The following is a 23,828-nucleotide window of genomic DNA, read 5'->3' on the forward strand; positions in this document are numbered from 1 at the left end:
AGCGATGCAGGCCCGGTAAGCGCAAGCGCTACCGGGCATCAGAGTTCAATTATCGGCGGGAACGCACTATCTGATAGCGGCGAGTGAAGTACTCAAACGGCGCACTCCATACGTGGACCAGACGGGTGAACGGGAATAGCAGGAAGATAGTCATCCCCAGAACCAGGTGCACGCGAAAAATCAGCGCCACGCCATCCAGATGCGCAGATGCGCCGCCCTGGAAAGTCACCACTGACTGCGCCCAACCAACCAGTTTCAGCATTTCACTGCCGTCAGGATGCTGTGCGGAGAACGGGATGGTGGTTAAGCCGAGGATACACTGAATCAGCAGAACGCAAAGGATCAGAATATCAGCGGTGGAAGACGTTGCACGAATGCGCGGGTTGGTCAGACGCCGCACCAGCAAACCTGCGCCACCAACCAGCGTCAGTACGCCACAAAGCCCACCGGCAATCATCGCCATCTGTTGTTTCACCGCAATCGGCAGGAACCAGGCATACATCCAGTGCGGCGTTAGCATGCCGAACAGGTGACCGAAAAAGATCCCCAGAATGCCGATGTGGAACAGGTTTGACCACAGCACCATGCCGCGTTTGTCCAGCATCTGGCTGGAAGAGGCGCGCCAGGTGTATTGCCCGTAGTCATAGCGTAGCCAACTGCCGAGGATAAACACCGTACCGCACAGGTACGGGTAGATATCGTAAAAAAAGACGTTCAGGTACTGTATCATTTCGGGCCTCCCGCGCTGACGTCGACATACTGCGGCGCCACGTCCTGGCTAAAGCGTCGTTGATAGTTTTGTAACGGTGAACTGTCGCAGGCGGTGGCGTTATCCTCGATAAACTTCACCTGTTCCTCTTCCCACACCGCATCCAGCGCCTGACGGGTATCATCGCGGGTTTCAGCACCAACCTGCTTAGTGACACTGTCACTTGAAAGAGGGCTTCCGGCAAGCAGCAGCAGGGCGTCAAACAGTTGATACCACGGCGTATCGCGCTGTTTTAAGCGCCCGCCCAGCAAAGCCAGAATCGGGGCAACGTTCTGCAGTCCTTCTTTGGCCTGGGCCTCCGGCAGCACGCTTAAATACTCCAGATACAACGGTAGATGATCCGGCAGCTCGCGGCAGTTAAGCTGGAGCCCGACCTTTTCATACTGCGCCAGTAGATCAACCATCGCCTGACCCCGGTCGCGGGACTCGGCGTGCACGTGCTCAAACAGCAGCAGAGAGGTGGCCCGGCCCCGGTCAAAGATTTCGCACCATTCCGCTTGTTTATCCAGCAGTGGCGCATTGAGCAATCCCTGGCTAAATTCGGTAAGCATGGGAGCATCGCTGGCCACAAGCGCCAGCGCGTCGTCTTTACACTCCCACAGCAGCTCGTCGGGATATTCCATCAGCAGGCCGATAACCTTCAGGATTTGCATTATTCACCCTCCGCTTTATCGCGCACTTCGGTGATGTCGATGGCATCAATACGGCTACTGTTAAACAGGTTGAATTTGGTATCTGAGCCATGGCAGCCGTCACCGAAGGTAAATCCGCAGCCGTTTTTCTCCGGGAAGGCATCGCGCGCCATTTCACGGTGGCTGGTCGGGATCACAAAGCGGTCCTCATAGTTGGCGATGGCCAGATAGCGATACATCTCTTCAACCTGCTCAACGGTCAAACCTACTTCCTCAATCGCGCGGGTGTCCGTCACGCCTTCCACTGTTTGCGCACGCATATAGTGACGCATGGCCATCATACGTTTCAGCGCGCGCAGCACCGGACCGGTATCACCCGCACTGAGCATGTTGGCGAGGTACTGAACCGGAATTCGCAGCGACTCAACCGCCGGCAAAATGTTGCCATTGTGCGGCAGTCCGCCCGCGTCGGCGACCGACTGAATCGGTGACAATGGCGGTACATACCAGACCATCGGCAGGGTGCGATATTCCGGGTGCAGCGGCAGCGCTAGCTTCCAGTCCATCGCCATTTTGTAGACTGGCGAACGTTGGGCCGCTTCGATGACGTTGTGCGGAATACCTTGTTTTAACGCCTCTTCAATGACCGCCGGATCGTGCGGATTGAGGAATACATCGCACTGACGCTCATAGAGATCGGTCTCATGCTCGGTGCTGGCCGCTTCTTCGATGCGGTCGGCGTCGTACAGCAATACGCCGAGATAACGGATACGTCCAACGCAGGTTTCCGAACATACCGTCGGCTGGCCAGACTCAATACGTGGGTAGCAGAAAATGCACTTCTCTGACTTACCGCTCTTCCAGTTAAAGTAGATTTTTTTGTACGGACAGCCGCTGATGCACAAGCGCCAGCCGCGACATTTATCCTGGTCGATCAGCACAATGCCGTCTTCTTCACGCTTATAGATAGCACCGCTTGGGCAGGTGGCGACACAGCTTGGATTCAGGCAGTGCTCGCACAGGCGCGGTAAATACATCATGAAGGTGTTTTCGAACTGGCCGTACATCTCCTTTTGCATCTTCTCGAAGTTACGGTCGCGGGCACGTTTTGAAAATTCGCCGCCAAGCAGTTCTTCCCAGTTTGGACCCCAGATAATCTTGTCCATCCGCTTACCATCGATCAGCGAACGCGGACGCGCGGTGGGCTGATTCTTGCTTTCCGGCGCGCTATGCAGATGCTGATAATCGTACGTAAACGGCTCATAGTAATCATCGATTTGCGGGATTACCGGGTTGGCGAAAATTTTGGTGATGACGCCCATCTTACCGCCCAGACGCGGTCTTATCTTGCCGTTAACATCGCGAACCCAGCCGCCTTGCCACTCTTCCTGATCTTCCCAGTTTTTTGGATAGCCAATCCCCGGTTTAGTCTCGACGTTGTTAAACCACGCATATTCCATCCCTTCACGCCCGGTCCAGACGTTTTTACAGGTGACGGAGCAGGTGTGGCAGCCGATGCACTTATCCAGATTAAGAACCATGCCTACCTGTGAGCGTATTTTCATTTTTTCGCCTCCTGTACCTGATCGCGACCTTCATCATCCAGCCAGTTAATATTTTTCATTTTTCTAATCATGATGAACTCATCGCGGTTAGAGCCGACCGTACCGTAATAGTTGAAGCTGTATGTCAACTGCGCATAGCCACCTATCATGTGCGTGGGTTTCGGGCAGACGCGGGTCACCGAGTTATGGATCCCGCCGCGCATCCCGGTCACTTCTGAGCCAGGGATATTCATGATTCGCTCCTGAGCGTGATACATCATGGTCATTCCCGGTGGCACGCGTTGACTCACCACTGCACGCGCGGTGAGCGCACCGTTGGCGTTGAAGGCTTCGATCCAGTCGTTATCCTCAATGCCCAGCTCTTTGGCATCGGTCTCGCTGATCCAGACAATAGGTCCGCCGCGCGACAGCGTCAGCATCAGCAGGTTTTCACTATAGGTAGAGTGGATCCCCCATTTCTGGTGCGGCGTCAGGAAGTTGAGCGCTTTTTCCGGGAAGCCGTTAGGCGGAACCTCGCGCATTTCACTGACGCTGCGGGTATCGATAGGTGGACGATACGCCACCAGACTTTCACCGAACGCTCGCATCCACGCATGATCCTGATACAGCTGCTGGCGACCGGACAGAGTACGCCATGGGATCAGCTCGTGGACGTTGGTATAGCCTGCGTTATAGGAAACATGTTCACTTTCCAACCCGGACCAGGTGGGGCTGGAGATGATTTTGCGCGGCTGCGCCTGGATATCGCGAAAACGGATCTTTTCGTCTTCTTTGTTCAACGCCAGGTGCGTATGGTCGCGTCCGGTCATCGCCCCCAGCGCTTCCCAGGCTTTCACCGCCACCTGACCGTTTGTTTCCGGTGCCAGGGCGAGGATCACCTCAGATGCATCCAGCGCGGTGTCAATCAGCGGGCGTCCTTTTGCCGGGCCTTCGCGCTTGGTGTAGTTCAGCTTGCCGAGGAAATCGACTTCCGCCTGGGTATTCCACGCAATACCTTTCCCACCGTTACCGAGTTTGTCCATGAGCGGGCCAAGTGAAGTAAAGCGTTCGTAGGTGGCGGGGTAGTCTCGCTCCACAACGGCGATATTCGGTGCCGTTTTGCCCGGGAGGAGATCGCATTCGCCTTTGCGCCAGTCCTGAATGTCAAACGGCTGCGCCAGCTCTGCCGGAGAGTCGTGTTGCAGCGGTTGCAACACCACATCCGTTTCTTGTCCAAGGTGTCCCACACATACCTCAGAGAATACTTTGGCGATGCCTTTATAAATTTCCCAGTCGCTCTTCGATTCCCATGCCGGGTCGACCGCCGCAGATAACGGGTGAATAAACGGATGCATATCCGAGGTATTCATATCGTCTTTTTCATACCAGGTAGCGGTTGGCAGAACGATATCGGAGAACAAACAGGTACTGGACATACGGAAATCGAGCGTGACCAGCAGATCGAGCTTGCCCTCTATCGCCGCGGCCTGCCATTCAACCTCTTCAGGTTTAATACCCTCGCTTGAACCGAGCGCTTCCCCCTGGATCCCGCTTTCGGTACCCAGCAAATATTTGAGCATGTATTCATGCCCTTTACCGGAGGAGCCGAGCAGGTTAGAGCGCCAGACGAAGAGGTTGCGCGGATGGTTGTGGCCGTTATCTGGCTGTTCGCAGGCAAAACGAATATCACCTGACTTCAGCGCCTGTGCGGTGTATTGCGCAGGAGATAGCCCTGCTTGTTCGGCTTTTGCTTTAACGGTCAAAGGGTTGAGGTTAAGCTGTGGTGCAGACGGCAGCCAGCCCATCCTTTCTGCACGTACGTTAAAGTCAATCAAATGTCCGCTAAACTTCGACGCGTCGGCCAGCGGAGAGAGGAGTTCCTGCGCGGTGAGTTTTTCATAACGCCACTGGCTGGAGTGGTTATAGAAAAACGAAGTGCTGTTCATCTGACGCGGTGGTCGGTTCCAGTCCAGCGCAAAGGCCAGCGGCAACCAACCGGTTTGCGGTCGTAATTTCTCCTGACCCACATAGTGCGCCCAGCCGCCGCCGCTTTGTCCCACACAGCCACAGAACACCAGGATGTTAATCATGCCACGGTAGTTCATATCCATGTGATACCAGTGGTTGACGCCAGCCCCGAGAATGATCATCGAACGGCCATGCGTTTTGTGCGCCGTATCGGCAAACTCACGGGCGATCTGTTCGATATGACGGCGTGGCACACCGGTAATTTGCTCGCCCCAGGCCGGGGTGTAGGCTTTCACTTCGCTGTAATCTTGCGCGCTATGAACGTCATCCAGACCACGATCGAGGCCATAATTCGCCAGCACCAGATCATAGACGCTCACCACCGGGCAACGGCTACCGTCAGCGAGGGTAAGATGTTTTACCGGTAGTTGACGGATCAGCACCGGTTCTTGTTTTACACTGCGAAAATGTGGGTTTTCGTTGCCGCCAAAATAGGGGAATGCCACGCCGGTCACTTCATCATGCTGACCAAGCAGCGAAAGAGAAAGTTCAGTTTCAGCGCCAGCCGCCAGTGGTTCCAGGTTCCACTTGCCTTTTTCCCCCCAGCGAAAACCGATAGATCCGTTCGGGACAACCAGTTCGCCAGCGCTGTTAAAGGCTACCGTTTTCCACTCCGGATTGTTGCTTTCACCCAGGCCATCGACAAGGTCTGAAGCACGCATCATGCGTCCAGGCACGTAGCTGCCATCTTCGCGGGCATCCAGTAAAACCAGCATCGGCATGTCGGTATAGCGACGACAGTAATTGAGGAAATAATCGCTGGGATTGTCGAGGTGGAACTCTTTCAGGATGACGTGGCCCATCGCCATTGCCAGCGCGCTGTCTGTCCCTTGTTTGGGGGCCAGCCACTGATCGCACAGTTTAGCGACTTCCGAGTAATCCGGCGTAATGGCAATCGTCTTGGTGCCTTTGTAGCGTACTTCTGTGAAAAAGTGCGCATCCGGGGTACGGGTCTGCGGCACGTTAGAGCCCCAGGCGATGATATAGCTGGAGTTATACCAGTCGGCGGATTCAGGAACGTCGGTCTGCTCGCCCCAGGTCATCGGTGACGCGGGCGGTAAGTCGCAGTACCAGTCATAGAAACTCAGACAGGTTCCGCCGATTAGCGAGAGATAGCGTGTGCCGGCGGCATAGGAAACCATCGACATCGCCGGGATCGGGGAGAAGCCGACCACGCGATCCGGGCCGTAGGTTTTCACCGTCCAGACGTTGGCGGCAGCAATCAACTGATTAAGCTCTTTCCAGTTCGAACGGATAAATCCACCGCGCCCGCGTACCTGCTTGTAGCTCTGGCATTTTTGCGGGTCGTTCATAATGGATTCCCAGGCCAGCACCGGATCGGGCTGGCGGGAGAGGGCGTCGCGCCACAATTCGATTAAGCGTTTACGCACCAGCGGATATTTCAGGCGGTTAGCGCTATAGAGATACCACGAGTAGCTGGCGCCGCGTGGACAGCCACGGGGCTCATGATTTGGCAGGTCAGGACGAGTACGCGGGTAGTCGGTTTGCTGCGTTTCCCAGGTCACAAGCCCGTTTTTAACGTAGATCTTCCAACTGCATGAGCCGGTACAGTTAACGCCGTGGGTAGAACGCACAATTTTGTCGAACTGCCAGCGCTGACGATAGCTGTCTTCCCAGTCCCGGTTGGTGTGCATTACTTGCCCATGCCCCTCGGCAAACGTATCGCCCTTTTGTTTAAAGTAGCGAAAGCGGTCTAACAGTTTACTCATGACATAACTCCTGCTTCGATAATATTGCCGACGGTGAATCGAACTCCAGGCCTAATCCGGCCAACCTAAATGTCCGATCCTGCGGTATCCATTTTGTTATTTTTTTTGTGATTTACGGCCATAGACCAACCAGGTCACCAGCACGCAGACGATGTAAAACACGAGGAATATTTTCATGGCACCCACCGGAGAGCCGGTCAATGCCAGCGATGAGCCAAACGCTTTAGGAATGAAGAAGCCCCCCACAGCGCCAATGGCGGAGATAAACCCCAGGGCGGCTGCAGTATCGGTTACCGCTTCCCGCTGAGCCTGTTCTTCAGTACCACCATGCAGCTTCACCCGATAAATTGTGATTTTGCGAAAGATCACCGCAATCATCTGGAAGGTTGAACCGCTGCCCAGACCCGCGGTCAGGAACAAGCCCATAAACACCAGGTAAAACGCGATAAAGCTACCTTCGCCCGAGCCGGGCAAAGTGAGAAACAGCAGGGCGCTGAACAGTGCCATAAAGATGAAGTTAATTAGGGTGACACGCACACCACCAAACTTGTCAGAGATAACACCACCCGCCGATCGTGCAAGCGCGCCGATGAAGGGGCCGAAGAACGCCAGTTGCAGGATATTCACGTCGGGGAACTGGGTTTTCGCCAGCATGGCAAAGCCTGCCGAAAAACCGATAAATGAACCGAAGGTGGCGAGATACAGCAGACTTAATAACCACAGATGAAAACGCTTGAGTACCGGTAACTGGGAGGCAATTGAAGCCTTCGAGCTGGCAATGTCGTTCATTCCCATGCCCGCTGCCACGGTGGCTATCAGCAGTAACGGCACCCATATCCATGCTGCATTGGCCAGCGACAATAACGAGCCGTCAGCTTGCGGTACGCCCTGTACGCCCAAAAAGGTAAATATGGGCAGAAAGATCACCAGTGGCGCGATCAACTGCATCACGCTGACGCCGAGGTTGCCGAGACCACCGTTAACGCCTAATGCGCTACCTTGCTTCGCTTTGGGGAAGAAAAAGCTGATATTGCCCATGCTGGAGGCAAAGTTAGCGCCAGCAAAACCACACATCAGCGCAATGATTATAAATACTCCAAACGGAGTAGCGGTATTTTGCACGGCAAATCCGAGCCAGACGCAGGGAATAACCAGAATAATCGTGCTAAAAATGGTCCAGCGACGACCACCAAATATAGGTACCATAAAGGAGTAGGGCACGCGTAATATTGCACCAGAAAGAGATGGCAATGCCGTTAATAAAAACAGTTGATCGGTGGTGAAATTAAAACCAATTTTATTCAGATTGACGGCTACGGCACTGAACAGCATCCAAACGCAAAACGCAAGAAGCAGGCAACTCACTGATATCCAGAGGTTTCTGCGCGCAATGTGCTTGCCTTTATTTTCCCAAAAGCCGGGGTTCTCTGGTTTCCAGTCAGTTAAAAGATAACGATTATTTTTCTCATTTGATGATGACATATTATTCTCCATGCACATGCCGTTCATGAAAAAGAAATAAACGCATGCAGCGCCGCGCGGCTTCTTTTTAGAAACTATTGAAAAGTTTTAGGAATATTGACTGAAAGAATAGATAAAAAAGCGCAATAACGCGGCGTGATGGGAGAATTACATGTTGCTTAAGTGTTACTAATTGTAAACATAAAAGATGTATTGTTAATCCATCTATTACATCAAATAAATAACTCCTGCGTTATCATACGATCAAGATGACGATCGAATGCAGGATCGGCCATTTCCTCAATACCTAATATGTACATACCATCCAGGCCGCAGACTAATGCGATTAAGCGCCATGCGACGTCGGCGGCATCAGGCGCGGATGAGAACTCACCGGCTTTCTGTCCTTGTGTAATGATGTTGGCGGTTTCTTCGTGCCACATTCGCATGGTCAACAGGTAGGCGCTTTTAATTTCCGGATCTTTACCCGCAACAACCTGTGCTTCACGCCATAGCTTAATATAGGGTTCCAGACCACCATCTTCACTGCCTAGCATCGCATGCAGTCGCTCACGGAAACTGGCGTCTTCGCTGACCAGTTCGGCATCAAGTAGGGTGCGGATCAGGCGCACAAATGCCTGGGATTTGAGTTCGCCGGCAGAGGCGAAATGGTGATGTACCTGGCCCGTCGCGACGTGAGCTTCTGCAGCAATGCGTCGAACCGTCATGGCGGAAAATCCTTCTTCAAGTGCGACACGCATTGCTGCTTGCAGAATCACTTCCCGACGTTCATCCCGATTTAGATAGCTCATCATTCCTCCTGTACCCGTATAGATCGCAGTCTAACAAAAAGTTGGACATATGTTCAATTTTCCGTAGGATCGCTAAAGCTGGACATGTGTCCAGTTTTGGTTTCGTTAGGGAGTTTTATGTTTCGTCAGTGGTTAACGTTAGTCATTATTGTGCTGGTCTACATCCCTGTTGCGATTGATGCAACGGTGCTGCACGTTGCCGCGCCCACGCTGAGTATGACGCTGGGTGCCAGTGGCAACGAGCTGCTGTGGATCATTGATATTTATTCCCTGGTAATGGCCGGTATGGTATTGCCAATGGGTGCGCTGGGCGATCGCATCGGCTTTAAACGTCTGCTGCTGTTAGGCGGTGGATTATTTGGTCTCGCATCGCTGGCGGCCGCTTTTGCTCATAGCGCAAGCTGGCTGATTGCCACCCGGGCGGTATTGGCGATTGGCGCGGCGATGATTGTTCCGGCAACGCTGGCGGGTATTCGCGCCACGTTCTCTGAGCAACGGCATCGAAATATGGCGCTCGGCGTCTGGGCAGCGGTCGGTTCCGGCGGTGCGGCGTTTGGCCCACTGGTTGGCGGGATGCTGCTGGAGCACTTCTACTGGGGGTCTGTATTCTTAATTAATGTGCCGATTGTCCTAGTGGTAATGGCTTTAACCGCACGCTTAGTGCCGCGCCAGGCCGGACGTCGCGATCAATCGTTAAATTTTGGTCATGCGATAATGCTGATTGTTGCCATTCTGCTGTTGGTTTACAGCGCTAAAACCGCGCTGAAAGGGCATACGGCGACCGTTGCCATCGCCCTGACGCTGTTAACCGGCGCTTTACTGTTGTGGCAGTTTGTCCGTATCCAGCTTGCGGCAGCCCGCCCGATGATTGACATGCGTCTGTTCACGCATCGCATTATCTTGAGCGGTGTAGTGATGGCGATGACCGCGATGATAACGCTGGTGGGTTTTGAGTTGCTGATGGCTCAGGAACTACAGTTTGTTCACGGTTTAACACCGTATCGGGCTGGATTGTTCATGCTGCCTGTGATGCTGGCAAGTGGTTTCAGCGGACCGATTGCCGGTATGTTGGTTTCACGCCTGGGATTACGTTGTGTGGCAACGGCGGGCATGGCGCTGAGCGCCGTCAGTTTTTACGGCCTGGCGATGACGGATTTCAGTAGCCAACAGATACAAGCCTGGATTTTGATGGCTTTGCTCGGCTTCAGCGCCGCCAGTGCGCTCCTGGCTTCAACGGCGGCTATCATGGCAGCAGCGCCGGCGGAAAAAGCCGCGGCCGCTGGCGCCATCGAGACAATGGCTTATGAACTGGGGGCAGGACTTGGGATCGCTATCTTTGGCTTACTGCTGAGCCGTAGCTTTTCTGCATCGATTCTGCCGCCAGCCGGACTTAATCCGCAGGAAGTAGAACGAGCCACATCGTCAATGGGGGAGGCGGTACAACTGGCGCACTCGCTCCCGTCGTCACTGAGTGAGGCATTGCTGACGGCTGCCAGAGAAGCGTTCACCTGGTCACATAGCGTGGCCTTAAGCAGCGCCGGCAGCATGCTTATCATATTAGCGATAGGAATGTGGTTCAGTCTGGCAAAGGTACAACGTTAATAACTAGTGAGCTAAATGACAGGGGTAATCCATCTCTTCGACTTCTTTCCCACTCAGTCGAGCGTATTGCCCCGTCAGTCTCCAGAACGCAGGCTGTGTTTCCGTATAGATCTCTGCCGCTAATATCAGGCGGCGGCGATCTACCTCATTAAGTTCCAGAAGTGTCCATGGAATAAAGTAGCGATCGCTGTCCGTCAACGTAAACCACAGTGGGCATCCGCAGCCGGAACAGAAGAACCGTTCACCACGATTTGAAGAAGGAAAGTGCGAAGGTTCTGCCGATTCTGGCGACATCAGCGGGTGAGCGCTGGCTTCCAGATACATGGCGATGCCGCCTGACCATTTCTGACACAGCGTACAGTGGCAGGCATAGACATCCAGCATTTCGACGTCAACGGTAAAATGACTCTGTCCGCAAAGACAACGACCAGTGAATGTCTGCACGGCATACTCCTTATGACCGAGTCTACATTAAGAGAAAAAGCCAGCCCTTGGAGGACTGGCTTTGTATTCAGACTACAACAAAATTAGAACTGGTAGTTCAGACCAACAGCCACGATGTTGTCAGTTGACACTTTCGCTGCATTGGTGAAGTTGTTGTCATCCAGCAGGTTGATTTTGTAATCAACGAAGGTGGACATATTTTTGTTGAAGTAGTAAGTAGCACCCAAGTCTACGTATTCAACCAGATCCTGGTCGCCGTAACCGTTGATGTCTTTACCTTTGGATTTCAGGTAAGCGATGGACGGACGCAGACCGAAGTCGAACTGGTACTGAGCAACAGCTTCAAAGTTCTGTGCTTTATCTGCAATACCAGTAACACCGGAGCCACCATAGGTGGTCATGTTGCGGGTTTCGGAGTAGGTGGTTGCCAGGTAGATGTTGTTCGCATCATATTTCAGACCAGCAGCCCATACTTCAGCGTTTTTACCGGAAGCCATGAAACCGCCGTTACCTACAGACTGTTTGTCGGTACGGTCAGATTTCGCATAGGTAGCACCTACGCCGAAGCCTTCGTACTCATAAGTAGTAGACAGACCGAAGCCGTCACCGTTAGCTTCTTTCAGGTTGTCACGGTCATTTTTGCCCTGGTACTGAGCAGCAAAGTTCAGACCTTCAACCAGACCGAAGAAGTCGGTGTTACGGTAGGTTGCAACGCCAGTAGTACGGCCAGTCATGAATACGTCAGTCTGGGTCCAGGTATCACCACCGAACTCAGGCAGGACGTCGGTCCATGCGCCGATGTCGTATGCTACGCCGTAGTTACGACCGTAGTCGAAAGAACCGTATTCAGCGAATTTCAGACCAGCGAATGCCAGACGAGTTTTGTCGCTGTTGGAACCACCGGTGGATTCAGTACGGTTACCTTTGAATTCATATTCCCACTGACCAAAACCAACCAGCTGGTCATTGATCTGAGTTTCGCCTTTGAAGCCCAGACGCGCGTAGGTTTTGTCGCCATCGCTGCCGTTGTCGTCAGAGAAGTAATGCTGAGCGTGAACTTTACCGTAGATATCCAGTTTGTTTGCGTCTTTGTTATATACCTCAGCTGCGTTTACCGCACCTGCCGCCAACAGGCTAGTCACTGCCACTGCAACTAATTTAAGTTTCATTCTAAATAATCCTTATAATTTTTTCTTGGTGTGTTTCCTAAACCATTGCTAAACGAAGGGGTTCGTCAATGGCAAACTATTTTTAAATGACGCAGTGGTATAAGTTCAATAATAAGTTTCATAATATTGCGAAATATTTGAATTTGTGTGATCCAGATCTACATAATATAGCTGATTGTATTAATCTTTATATGTGACAAATCTGAATGGGTATATTTACGTAGGGGACTATTGTGCCGTCTATGGTTTAAATGGCGTTAGTCACGCAGGTATAATATATACATACTGAGGAATATAGATAAGCATGCAATATTTTCGGGAGTTGATTAATCACCAATTATTTAACATTAAATTAAACAAAAATAAACATTAACCACAAGTGGAATGAACATTTATTATTCATTAATTTGATTACAGTGTAGCCGGGTTTTAGATTTGCGCGATAAAACCCGGATTTTTTTTCAGGCGCGGCGTGTTGCCAACCAGCAAAGTAGCGAACCCGCACAAACCATCAATGCACCCTGCCAGAAAGATAGCGACAACGGGGCGCTGAGTAACACAGCAGCCAGAGCAGAGGATAGCACTGGGGTAAAATAGGAACCTACGGCCATGATGGTCACGTTGCCATGCAAAATGCCAATATTCCACGCCGCATAGGCAAATCCTAACGTTAATGCCGCTGAGAACATTTTAATAGTCACCGAAGTGCTGAAATTCATTTCTGGTTGAGGAGTCATAAAATAGTAAACCCACAAACTTGCAGCCGTTAGTAAAACGAATACGGTAATACCGTTAAAGCCTTTTGCGTATTTATTGGTCACCGTGCAATACGTTGCCCAGATAAATGCGCCAAGAAAGGCGAGGAAATAGCTCAGCGGGCTGCTGGCAACGTTGTTTATAATTTCACCAGGATTAAGGCCATTTTCGCCACCCAATACCCAACAAACCCCGGTCAATGCGATAATTAATCCAGGGATTACCAGCCAGGTTGTTTTTTGACCATTAAATAAAATAGCAAACAATATCGTCAGACTCGGCCAGAGATAATTGACCATACCGACTTCAATAGCCTGGTGACGAGTAGCCGCATAACCGAGAGCCAGCGCTAAACATATTTCATAGGTAACAAAAAGCACGCTACCCGCGATTAAATAACGCACAGGAATTTTTCTGATATTCGGAAAGCCAACGGTAAAAATCAGCAACAGGCCGCTTAACGAAAAAATCATAGCTGCGCCACCCGCAGGACCCAGCCCTTCACTTACCCCACGCATTAGCCCGACCATCGTGCTCCAGAGCACGATGGCAATGAGCCCAATTAACGTCGCTTTTTGTTTTGTCATTCTGATTGTCTGTCCATGGTGCTGGCAAAAATTTAAGCTGAAATTTATAGCACTTTTACACTGTAGCGCGCTAACTAATTACCTTTCACCTACCCCCTTATGGGTACAAAGGTTAAACAAAGTGCACTATTTAGTAGCGGAACCGTTTCGTTATTGATTTGACGCAAAAAAAATATGGATATAGCTGATAGTTTCGTCGCGAAGTTGTACATGTCATCTTTCAATTATGCCGCGCTGGCGCGATCTGAGAGATGTCCTGTACGAATCCCTGCAAAAAAGAGGAAAGCAATGGACGTCAGCCGCAGACAATTTTTTAAAATCTGCGCGGGCGGTATGGCGGGAACAACAGTAGCTGCTCTGGGTTTTGCACCCAAAATGGCACTGGCTCAGGCGCGAAACTATAAGCTGTTACGCGCCAAAGAGATCCGAAACACCTGCACATACTGTTCCGTAGGTTGCGGGCTATTAATGTATAGCCTGGGAGATGGAGCAAAAAACGCCAAAGAGTCGATTTACCATATTGAAGGGGATCCGGATCATCCGGTGAGCCGTGGGGCATTATGCCCTAAGGGCGCAGGATTACTGGATTACGTGCACAGTGAAAACCGTCTGCGTTACCCGGAATACCGTGCACCAGGTTCCGACAAATGGCAGCGTATCAGCTGGGATGAAGCATTCACCCGTATCGCGAAGCTGATGAAAAATGACCGTGACGCCAACTTTATTGAGAAGAATGAGCAGGGCGTAACGGTAAACCGCTGGCTTTCAACCGGGATGCTGTGTGCATCTGCGGCAAGTAATGAAACCGGCATGCTGACGCAAAAATTTGTGCGCTCACTCGGCATGCTGGCAGTAGACAACCAGGCGCGCGTCTGACACGGACCAACGGTAGCAAGTCTTGCTCCAACATTTGGTCGCGGTGCGATGACCAACCACTGGGTTGATATTAAAAACGCTAACGTCGTGATGGTGATGGGCGGTAACGCCGCTGAAGCACATCCGGTGGGATTCCGCTGGGCGATGGAAGCTAAAAACAACAATGATGCCACGCTGATTGTTGTTGACCCTCGTTTTACACGTACAGCTTCGGTGGCGGATATCTATGCGCCAATTCGTTCCGGCACGGACATTACGTTCCTGTCCGGCGTCTTGCTGTACCTGATTGAAAACAACAAAATTAACGTTGAATACGTTAAGCATTACACCAACGCCAGCCTGCTGGTGCGGGATGACTATGCTTTTGAAGACGGTCTGTTCAGCGGGTACGACGCGAAAAAACGCCAATACGATAAATCGTCCTGGAACTACCAGTTCGATGAAAACGGCTACGCGAAACGCGATGAAACGTTAAGCCATCCTCGCTGTGTCTGGAACCTGCTAAAACAGCACGTTTCCCGCTACACGCCGGATGTGGTGGAAAACATTTGTGGTACGCCGAAAGAAGACTTCCTGAAAGTCTGCGAAGTGCTGGCTTCCACCAGTGCAGCCGATCGCACCACCACGTTCCTGTACGCGCTGGGTTGGACTCAGCATACCGTCGGGGCACAGAACATCCGCACCATGGCGATGATCCAGTTGCTGCTCGGCAACATGGGGATGGCAGGTGGCGGTGTCAACGCCTTGCGCGGCCACTCCAACATTCAAGGGTTAACCGACTTAGGTCTGCTCTCTACCAGCCTGCCGGGCTACCTGACGCTGCCGTCAGAGAAACAGACAGACCTGCAAACCTATCTGGCCGCAAACACGCCAAAAGCGACATTGGCCGATCAGGTTAACTACTGGGGCAACTATCCGAAGTTCTTCGTCAGCCTGATGAAATCTTTCTACGGCAATGCAGCGCAGAAAGAAAATGACTGGGGCTTTGAGTGGCTGCCGAAGTGGGATCAGTCCTACGATGTCATTAAATACTTCAACATGATGGATAGCGGGAAAGTCACCGGCTACATCTGTCAGGGCTTTAACCCTGTTGCGTCCTTCCCGGACAAAAACAAAGTGGTGCAGAGCCTCAGCAAACTGAAGTATCTGGTGGTTATCGATCCGCTGGTGACCGAAACTTCAACGTTCTGGCAGAACCACGGTGAATCAAACGACGTTGATCCGGCGTCGATTCAGACCGAAGTCTTCCGTTTGCCTTCTACCTGCTTTGCAGAAGAAGACGGTTCCATCGCCAACTCCGGCCGCTGGCTGCAGTGGCACTGGAAAGGTCAGGACGCACCGGGTGAAGCCCGCAACGACGGCGAGATCCTTGCCGGTATTTACCACCGCCTGCGCGACATGTATCGCACTGAAGGCGGTAAAGCTGTAGAACCCGTTCTGAAAATGAGCTGGAACTATAAGCAGCCGGACGAACCGCACTCCGAAGAAGTGGCGAAAGAGAACAACGGCTATGCGCTGGAAGATCTCTATGATGCCAACGGCGTGCTGGTTGCGAAGAAAGGTCAGTTGCTCAACAGCTTTGCGCTGCTGCGCGATGATGGTTCTACGTCATCATCCTGCTGGATTTATACCGGCAGCTGGACCGAGCAGGGCAACCAGATGGCCAATCGCGATAACGCCGACCCGTCAGGCCTCGGTAATACGTTGGGCTGGGCCTGGGCATGGCCGCTGAACCGTCGCGTGCTGTATAACCGCGCTTCGGCGGATCCGCAGGGTAAACCGTGGGATCCAAAACGCATGCTTATCCAGTGGAACGGTACGAAGTGGACGGGGAACGATATCCCTGACTTCAATACCGCAGCACCGGGCAGTGGCACCAATCCGTTTATCATGCAGCCGGAAGGGCTGGGGCGTCTGTTTGCTATCGATAAGATGGCGGAAGGTCCGTTCCCGGAACACTACGAGCCGATGGAAACGCCGCTGGGCACTAACCCGCTGCACCCGAATGTGATCTCCAACCCGGCAGCGCGTCTGTACGAAGCGGATAAACTCCGTATGGGCACGAAACAGGACTTCCCGTACGTCGGGACGACCTATCGTCTGACCGAACATTTCCATACCTGGACCAAGCACGCATTGTTGAATGCGATTGCCCAGCCAGAGCAGTTTGTGGAAATCAGCGAAACACTGGCGGCAGCGAAGGGGATCAACAACGGCGATCACGTGAAAGTCAGCAGCAAACGTGGATTTATTCGCGCAGTTGCCGTGGTCACTCGTCGTCTGCGTACCCTGAACGTCAACGGTCAGCAGGTAGAAACGGTTGGGATCCCAATCCACTGGGGCTTTGAAGGAGTCGCGCGTAAAGGCTTTATCGCCAACACCCTGACGCCGAACGTCGGTGATGCAAACTCGCAAACGCCGGAATACAAAGCGTTTTTAGTTAACATCGAGAAGGCGTAAGGGAGGCGAACATATGTCTATGGAAACGCAGGACATCATCAAACGGTCCGCAACAAACTCCATCACGCCGCCACCTCAGGCTCGTGATTACAAAGCAGAGGTCGCGAAGCTGATCGACGTTTCCACCTGCATAGGCTGTAAGGCCTGTCAGGTGGCATGTTCAGAGTGGAACGATATCCGCGATGAAGTCGGCCACTGCGTCGGGGTTTATGACAACCCCGCCGATCTCAGCGCCAAGTCCTGGACGGTGATGCGGTTTACCGAAACCGAACAGAACGGCAAGCTGGAGTGGTTGATTCGTAAAGACGGCTGTATGCACTGTGAAGATCCGGGCTGCCTGAAGGCGTGCCCGTCTGCCGGGGCCATCATCCAGTACGCCAACGGGATTGTCGATTTCCAGTCAGAGCACTGCATTGGCTGCGGCTACTGTATTGCCGGGTGTCCATTTAATATTCCGCGCCTCAATAAAGAGGATAACCGCGTGTATAAATGTACGCTGTGTGTGGACCGTGTCAGCGTCGGGCAGGAACCTGCCTGCGTGAAAACGTGTCCGACCGGGGCAATACATTTCGGCACCAAGCAGGAAATGCTGGAAATGGGTGAACAGCGTGTGGCCAAACTGAAGGCACGCGGTTTTGAACATGCCGGTCTTTACAACCCGGAAGGTGTGGGCGGCACGCACGTCATGTACGTTCTGCATCATGCCAACCAGCCTGAACTGTATCACGGCCTGCCAAAAGACCCGCAGATAGATACCTCTATCAATCTGTGGAAAGGGGCGCTGAAGCCGCTGGCCGCTGCCGGATTTATCGCCACCTTCGCCGGACTGATTTACCACTACATTGGTATTGGTCCGAATAAGGAAGTGGACGACGACGAGGAGGATCATCATGAGTAAGTCGAAAATGATTGTGCGCACGAAATTTATCGACCGCGCCTGTCACTGGACGGTGGTGATCTGCTTCTTCCTGGTAGCGCTGTCGGGGATTTCATTTTTCTTCCCGACTCTGCAATGGCTGACGCAAACCTTCGGTACGCCGCAGATGGGACGCATTTTGCACCCGTTCTTCGGCATACTGATCTTCGTGGCACTGATGTTCATGTTTGTACGCTTTGTGCACCACAACATCCCGGATAAGAAAGATATTCCGTGGCTGAAAAACATTGTGGAAGTACTGAAAGGCAATGAACACAAAGTGGCGGATGTGGGCAAATACAACGCCGGGCAGAAAATGATGTTCTGGTCGATTATGAGCATGATTTTCGTGCTGCTGATTACCGGTATCATTATCTGGCGTCCGTACTTTGCACAGTTCTTCCCGATGCAGGTCGTGCGCTATAGCCTGCTGATCCATGCGGCTGCGGGGATTATCCTGATGCACGCCATCCTCATCCATATGTATATGGCATTCTGGGTGAAAGGATCGATTAAAGGCATGGTTGAAGGGAAAGTGAGCCGTCGCTGGGCGAAGAAACATCACCCACGTTGGTATCGCGAAGTTGAAAGACAAGAAGCGAAAAAAGAGAGCGAGGAGGGGGTTAACTAATCCCTGATGTTCCCTCTACGCAATGGCGCTACATCGGTAGCGCCATTTTTTTGCCAAAAAAACGTCATGTTTCTGTCATCTGCTGAACGTAAGGTGTTGTCTTTCCGATAATAGAAGAGTTAAAAGACAATGCATCTGGTGAAAAAATTACTCGCAGTCAGCGTGTTTCTTTGTGCTTCAGCTCAGGCACAGAACATCCTCGAATTTCCTCAGCCGGAGAACAACCCGGAAGAGTTTTATGCCGTAACCGAAATTCCGGCAGGTGGAATGATTAAATATGAAACCGACGCCAAAACCGGTTTTATCGTTGCCGATCGCTTCCAGTCAATGCCGGTTGCCTATCCCGCCAATTACGGTTCACTCACCCAGTCTTTAGCCGGTGACGGTGACCCGCTGGACGTCATTTTTTATACCCGTGCGCCGCTTGCTCCGGGAACGTTGATTAAGCTGCGCGCTATTGGCGTCCTGAAGATGATCGACGGCGGTGAAAAGGACGACAAAATTGTCGCCGTTCCGGCCAGTAAAATTGACCCCACTTATGACGACATCAAAGAGTTAAGCGATCTGCCCAAGATTGAAGTTCAACGTCTGGAATCTTTCTTCCGCGTGTACAAAGATCTGCCGGAAGGGCGCAAGAAGGTCGAATTAAACGGTTTCAATGACGCCGCTACGGCAAAGCAAGAGATCAAACAGGCCTGGGATGCCTGGAAAGAGAAAAAAACGCAGCAATAAATGGTATGCCGGATGACAAAAGTTTATCCGGCATTTATATCACTGTACCGCCAGCTTACGCAGACGTGAAATATCCACGCTTTTTTGGGCCTCTGCCAGACTCCAGGTATTTTGCAGGTTTAACCACATTTCGGGTGAACTGCCAATCACTACGGAGAGTTTAATCGCCATCTCAGGCGTCAGAGCCGCTTTCCCGGTTAATAGTCGACTTGCCGTTGACGGTGCAATCTCCATAGCTCTGGCAAACTCGCGCAGGCTGACATTGAGTTCTTCCAGCGCTTCCTGAATGATATCCCCAGGACGGGGATGATTTGCCATCTTCATCAATGATAGTCCTCGTAATCCAGTATGTACGCGTCGCCATTGACGAATTCAAACGTAATACGCCAGTTACCTGAAACAGAAATTGCCCATATGCCGTCGCGTTCCCCCACCAGAGGATGTAGCTTATAACCGGGCATATTGATCTCTGTAACCTTGCTTGCCGCATCAATAACGGCAAGTCTGTGTCGTAATCGTCGGACATGTTTCGCCATAACGCCTGATGTTCGTCCATGAAGAAACAAATCGCGCAATCCCTTGTGCCTGAAGTTCATGATCATCCGTATCATCCTTGTTCCTTCAAGAGGAACACTACCATCAGTGTTCCGTTAAACGCAACACCAAGATTGCGATATTTAAAATTGTGCGGCGAATGTGCAAAAAGAAAAAGGGAGAAGGGGAATAACTGGAAAGCGTCACGCAAGAATTGCCGGATGCCTGGCCTACACGCGCATTTTGCTGATGTAGGCCGGATAAGCTTGCGCCATCCGGCAATAAAGATTACTCCAGTTGTGCGTTCAGACGTTCAATCTCCTTGCGCCATTGCGCCTGTAACAACGGTTTTTGATGTTTCGGCTTGCGGGCGAGATCGTCGGCCAGACGCTGCTCAAGATCGAGAAGTTGTTCCAGCAATCTATCGCTGTCACCGCTTATTTCAGTTTTCTCTTCGGCCACCGTTTTGGGAACGGTTATCTCCGCGGACGTTTCCCGAATACGCGCATTGACCGCCTCCAGATCGTGCCATTCACTGAGTTCGCCATTGTCGATTAACCAGAACCGGTTGCAGCTTTGGCTGATAAGCTGCCGGTCGTGACTGACCAGCAACACGCCGCCGTTATAGCTTTGCAGCGTTTCTGCCAGCGCCTCTTTGCCTTCCATATCCAGATGATTGTTCGGTTCATCGAGCATCAGCAGACTGTAGCGCGCAAGCGTCAACCCAACAAACAGTAACCGGGAGCGCTCACCGCCGCTTAACGTGCTGACTCGCTGCGCATGACGAACCCACGGAAATCCCGCGCTAATCAGCGCCATCTTGCGAATCTCTGGCTGCGGGGCAAACGCTTCCAGCGCATCAAACAATGAATCGTTATCGGCAAGCTGATGCAGCGTCTGGTCGTAATAACCCAGGGTAACGCGCGGGTGTAACACCAGTGAAGGTGATGCCAGCTGTGACTGAAACTGTTGCCAGATAAGCCTTAACAGCGATGATTTCCCGCAACCGTTACACCCGACAATCGCCACGCGATCGCCGCTTTTTAACCGGATACCGGCAATGGAAAACAGTGTATCTGCACCGGGAGCAGGGGCTACAGACAGATTGGTCATCTCCAGCAAACGATCTGCACGCAGGGCATCACCCTGCAATGTTAGTGTCCACTGACTTCCTGACGTTACTTCTGTTTGCACCTCTTTCAGGCGCTGTACCTGTTTTTCCATCTGCTTGGCCTTGCGGGAGAGATCTTCGTTGTCGTAGACCCGCCCCCAGGTTGCCAGCCGTTTGGCGCTGGCAGTCACCCGGTCTATCTCTTTTTGCTCAGCCTTGTGGCGCAGAGCATCGCTGACATCTCTTTCTGCCAGAGCCTGACGCGCTGCACTACAGGGTAGATCAAACGCATGGAGGGTGCGATCGCGCAAGATCCAGGTTCCGTGAGTCACCGCGTCCAGCAACTGCGGGTCGTGGGAAACCACCACAAAACTACCAGACCAGTTCTGTAAGAACTGCTCAAGCCACAGTAATGTAGGCAAATCCAGGTGGTTACCCGGCTCATCCAGCAGCAGCAGGTCAGGATTACGCATCAGCGCCCGCGCTAATAGCAAGCGCGTGTGCTGGCCACCGCTCAACGTTTGCGCTGTAAGAGATAAATTCTCTGGCGTAAAACCCATTTCGGCAAGCAGTGCTTCAACCCGCCACTGCTGAGCTGCGCGTTCATGCTCGGGAAGTTGAGCGAGAACGGCTTCCTGCAGCGTAAGCGGCAGTATATCGTCAGGTAGATGTTGTTCTACACGCGCGAGATGGCAGTGATTCGCCTGCGCGATTGCCCCACTGGTGGGCGAGATCGTGCCATCGAGCAGTTTTAACAGTGTGCTTTTGCCGCAGCCGTTGTAACCGATAAGCCCGATGCGGTCGCCTTTTTTCAGGGTAAAGGAAAGATCGTCGAATAGCGTGCCGAATGCCGTATCAACGTGTAAGGATTGTGCGGTTAGTAATGTGCTCATTGTTGCTTACTCAAGAGTTACAGGCGTGAAAACGCCCCGTCAAACATCGCTGACGATAACCCGGTAAGCCCGAGAGAAGGGGATTCAGAAGTTAGCTTCGCTCAAGCAGAAGTTATCGCAGCACGATACCGATAACGCTTGAGCACTGGCGATCGCCAAAAGCATGTGAAACGATAAAACGTTCACAGTACAGCATAAGTATCCTCCTTTTATTTTTCAGAATGTTAATCGGTGGTGAAAGTGTAATCGTAAGTTACGCAAAAGCGCAAGTGTTGAACGCCCGGCAGCAGTGTGCCGCCGGGCAAACCGTCAAATAGAGGTACGACGGTAGTCGCGATATTCTGCCTGCCAGAAATTATCGTCAATTGCCTGTTGCAGCGCTTCGGCGGAGGTTTTCACTGCCACACCTTGCTGCTGAGCCATTTTACCGACGGCAAAGGCAATGGCGCGAGAAACTGTCTGAATATCTTTCAGTTCCGGTAGCACCAGACCTTCACCGTTGAACACCAGCGGTGAATACTGCGCCAGCGTTTCACTCGCCGACATCAGCATTTCATCAGTGATGCGCGACGCGCCAGACGCAATCACACCCAGGCCGATACCCGGGAAGATATAGGCGTTGTTACACTGGGCGATTGGGTAAATTTTATCTTTCCACAGTACCGGTGCGAACGGACTACCGGTCGCAACCAGCGCGTTACCTTCGGTCCAGGCGATAATATCCTGTGGTGTAGCTTCAACACGGGAAGTGGGGTTAGACAACGGCATGACGATCGGACGCGGACAATGCTTGTGCATTTCGCGGATGATCTCTTCGGTAAACAGGCCGGTTTGTCCGGAAACGCCGATCAGGATATCCGGCTTAACGTTGCGGACCACATCGAGCAACGACAGCACATCTTCTTGGGTATCCCAATGCTGGAGATTTTCGCGTTTTTGCACCAGTTTGGTCTGGAAGGAGAGCAGGTTCGGCATTTTGTCTGTTAACAGGCCGAAGCGGTCGACCATGAATACGCGTTGACGCGCCGCTTCTTCGCTTAAACCTTCACGCTGGATCTGCGCAATGATCTGCTCGGCGATCCCGCAACCGGCGGAACCTGCGCCGAGGAAGACGATGTTTTGTTCGCTCAACTGGCTACCGGCCGCGCGGCTAGCCGCAATCAGCGTACCGACGGTAACCGCCGCGGTGCCCTGAATATCGTCGTTAAACGAGCAAATTTCATCACGATAACGGGTCAGCAGTGGCATAGCGTTTTTCTGGGCGAAATCTTCAAACTGCAACAGCACGTCCGGCCAGCGATGCTTCACGGCCTGGATGAATTCATCAACGAATTCGTAGTATTCATCATCAGTGATACGCGGATTGCGCCAGCCCATATACAGCGGATCGTTCAGCAGTTGCTGGTTGTTGGTCCCCACGTCCAGTACCACCGGAAGAGTATAGGCCGGGCTAATTCCGCCACATGCGGTATACAGCGACAGTTTACCGATTGGAATACCCATCCCGCCGATCCCCTGATCGCCAAGACCTAAAATACGTTCGCCATCGGTGACAACGATGACCTTGATATTGTGGTTAGGGACGTTTTGCAGGATATCGTCCATATTGTGGCGGTTCTGATAAGAGATAAACACGCCGCGCGCACGACGATAAATCTCAGAGAAACGCTCACAGGCCGCGCCGACCGTTGGGGTATAGATAACTGGCATCATTTCATCCAGGTGATTATGCACCAGTCGGTAAAACAGGGTTTCGTTGGTGTCCTGGATGTTGCGCAGGTAAATATGTTTGTCGATTTCGGTTTTGAATCCCTGATATTGGATCCAGGCGCGTTCAGCCTGTTCCTCAATCGTCTCGACCACTTCCGGCAGTAACCCCAGCAGGTTGAAGTTACGGCGTTCTTCCACACTGAAGGCGCTCCCTTTATTCAGTAAAGGGAATTCCAGCAGTACCGGGCCAGCGTAGGGGATGTAAAGGGAACGCAGTTTTTTGGTTTCGTTTTCCATGTCACTCACTCTTTTTTGAATAACCGTCCCTGGCGCTCTTTATGATCGTATGTGGCCTGTCCGCCAGGGAAACGGGCGAAGTATAAAGCATTGTGAATGGGTTAAGGGGTTTTATAAGCAAAAACACCACTGCG

17 protein-coding genes and 1 pseudogene are annotated in these 23,828 nt (G+C 52.2%); 5 read left to right on the forward strand and 13 right to left on the reverse strand.

Annotated elements, in window-relative coordinates:
- Window positions 1–49: 49 nt before the first annotated feature.
- From narI to OGX96_RS17680, 6 genes are all read right to left on the reverse strand, one after another.
- Window positions 50–730 (reverse strand): respiratory nitrate reductase subunit gamma, encoded by a 681-nt coding sequence (gene narI / locus OGX96_RS17655; RefSeq protein WP_003833047.1) that lies wholly within the window; start codon window positions 728–730, stop codon window positions 50–52.
- The gene (narW, locus tag OGX96_RS17660; protein ID WP_198802228.1) at window positions 727–1,422 is read right to left on the reverse strand and encodes a nitrate reductase molybdenum cofactor assembly chaperone; all 696 of its coding nucleotides are present in this window, start codon (window positions 1,420–1,422) and stop codon (window positions 727–729) included. The genes narI and narW overlap by 4 nt, the downstream gene beginning before the upstream one ends.
- Window positions 1,422–2,966, reverse strand: coding sequence for a nitrate reductase subunit beta (gene narH, locus OGX96_RS17665; protein ID WP_008784807.1), 1,545 nt, complete (start codon window positions 2,964–2,966; stop codon window positions 1,422–1,424). Before narH ends, narW begins: the two co-directional genes overlap by 1 nt.
- Window positions 2,963–6,703 carry a nitrate reductase subunit alpha gene (locus tag OGX96_RS17670; protein WP_286583748.1) on the reverse strand — a complete coding sequence of 1,247 codons (3,741 nt, stop codon included), beginning with the start codon at window positions 6,701–6,703 and terminating at the stop codon, window positions 2,963–2,965. The genes narH and OGX96_RS17670 overlap by 4 nt, the downstream gene beginning before the upstream one ends.
- 96 nt (window positions 6,704–6,799) lie before the next feature.
- Entirely contained in the window at window positions 6,800–8,185 is a 1,386-nt protein-coding gene (locus OGX96_RS17675; RefSeq protein WP_008784805.1) for a NarK family nitrate/nitrite MFS transporter, read from the reverse strand.
- 212 nt (window positions 8,186–8,397) lie between these two features.
- Entirely contained in the window at window positions 8,398–8,976 is a 579-nt protein-coding gene (locus tag OGX96_RS17680) for a TetR family transcriptional regulator (RefSeq protein ID WP_057068227.1), read from the reverse strand.
- A 117-nt stretch (window positions 8,977–9,093) separates the two neighbouring features.
- Here OGX96_RS17680 and OGX96_RS17685 point away from each other — a divergent pair, with 117 nt between their 5' ends.
- Window positions 9,094–10,578 carry an MFS transporter gene (locus OGX96_RS17685; RefSeq protein WP_198802226.1) on the forward strand — a complete coding sequence of 495 codons (1,485 nt, stop codon included), beginning with the start codon at window positions 9,094–9,096 and terminating at the stop codon, window positions 10,576–10,578.
- Window positions 10,579–10,581: 3 nt separating this feature from the next.
- On the opposite strand, the gene OGX96_RS17690 is transcribed toward OGX96_RS17685, so the two are convergent.
- The 3 genes from OGX96_RS17690 to yddG form a co-directional block, all read right to left on the reverse strand.
- Window positions 10,582–11,022 (reverse strand): GFA family protein, encoded by a 441-nt coding sequence (locus tag OGX96_RS17690; RefSeq protein WP_003833032.1) that lies wholly within the window; start codon window positions 11,020–11,022, stop codon window positions 10,582–10,584.
- A gap of 83 nt (window positions 11,023–11,105) precedes the next feature.
- The gene (gene ompD, locus OGX96_RS17695) at window positions 11,106–12,191 is read right to left on the reverse strand and encodes a porin OmpD (protein WP_048214180.1); all 1,086 of its coding nucleotides are present in this window, start codon (window positions 12,189–12,191) and stop codon (window positions 11,106–11,108) included.
- Between the two features lie 461 nt (window positions 12,192–12,652).
- A complete protein-coding gene (yddG, locus tag OGX96_RS17700; protein ID WP_048214181.1) occupies window positions 12,653–13,534 on the reverse strand; it encodes an aromatic amino acid efflux DMT transporter YddG in 882 nt (293 codons plus the stop codon).
- 288 nt (window positions 13,535–13,822) lie between these two features.
- Here yddG and fdnG point away from each other — a divergent pair, with 288 nt between their 5' ends.
- The 4 genes and pseudogenes from fdnG to OGX96_RS17720 form a co-directional block, all read left to right on the forward strand.
- On the forward strand, window positions 13,823–16,870 hold the full coding sequence (fdnG, locus tag OGX96_RS17705) for a formate dehydrogenase-N subunit alpha (RefSeq protein WP_198802216.1): 3,048 nt from the start codon (window positions 13,823–13,825) through the stop codon (window positions 16,868–16,870).
- Window positions 16,871–16,883: 13 nt separating this feature from the next.
- A complete protein-coding gene (gene fdnH / locus OGX96_RS17710) occupies window positions 16,884–17,768 on the forward strand; it encodes a formate dehydrogenase N subunit beta (RefSeq protein WP_003833024.1) in 885 nt (294 codons plus the stop codon).
- Complete coding sequence (gene fdnI, locus OGX96_RS17715) at window positions 17,761–18,417, forward strand: formate dehydrogenase-N subunit gamma (RefSeq protein ID WP_003020054.1); 657 nt, start codon at window positions 17,761–17,763, stop codon at window positions 18,415–18,417. Before fdnH ends, fdnI begins: the two co-directional genes overlap by 8 nt.
- A gap of 129 nt (window positions 18,418–18,546) precedes the next feature.
- A pseudogene (locus OGX96_RS17720) lies at window positions 18,547–19,147 on the forward strand (inorganic diphosphatase); the annotation flags it as partial.
- Window positions 19,148–19,188: 41 nt separating this feature from the next.
- On the opposite strand, the gene OGX96_RS17725 reads toward OGX96_RS17720, so the two are convergent.
- The 4 genes from OGX96_RS17725 to maeA all read right to left on the reverse strand — a co-directional run bounded on the left by OGX96_RS17725 (window position 19,189) and on the right by maeA (window position 23,694).
- Window positions 19,189–19,473, reverse strand: a complete 285-nt coding sequence (locus tag OGX96_RS17725) for a HigA family addiction module antitoxin (RefSeq protein WP_003833018.1) — start codon at window positions 19,471–19,473, stop codon at window positions 19,189–19,191.
- Entirely contained in the window at window positions 19,473–19,751 is a 279-nt protein-coding gene (locus tag OGX96_RS17730; protein ID WP_048216313.1) for a type II toxin-antitoxin system RelE/ParE family toxin, read from the reverse strand. Before OGX96_RS17730 ends, OGX96_RS17725 begins: the two co-directional genes overlap by 1 nt.
- 220 nt (window positions 19,752–19,971) lie before the next feature.
- Window positions 19,972–21,687, reverse strand: a complete 1,716-nt coding sequence (locus OGX96_RS17735; protein WP_286583753.1) for an ABC-F family ATP-binding cassette domain-containing protein — start codon at window positions 21,685–21,687, stop codon at window positions 19,972–19,974.
- Between the two features lie 309 nt (window positions 21,688–21,996).
- Complete coding sequence (maeA, locus tag OGX96_RS17740; protein WP_286583755.1) at window positions 21,997–23,694, reverse strand: malate dehydrogenase; 1,698 nt, start codon at window positions 23,692–23,694, stop codon at window positions 21,997–21,999.
- Window positions 23,695–23,828: the final 134 nt, after the last annotated feature.

It is taken from the genome of Citrobacter sp. Cpo100 (genome assembly GCF_030332595.1).
GTDB lineage: Bacteria > Pseudomonadota > Gammaproteobacteria > Enterobacterales > Enterobacteriaceae > Citrobacter > Citrobacter portucalensis.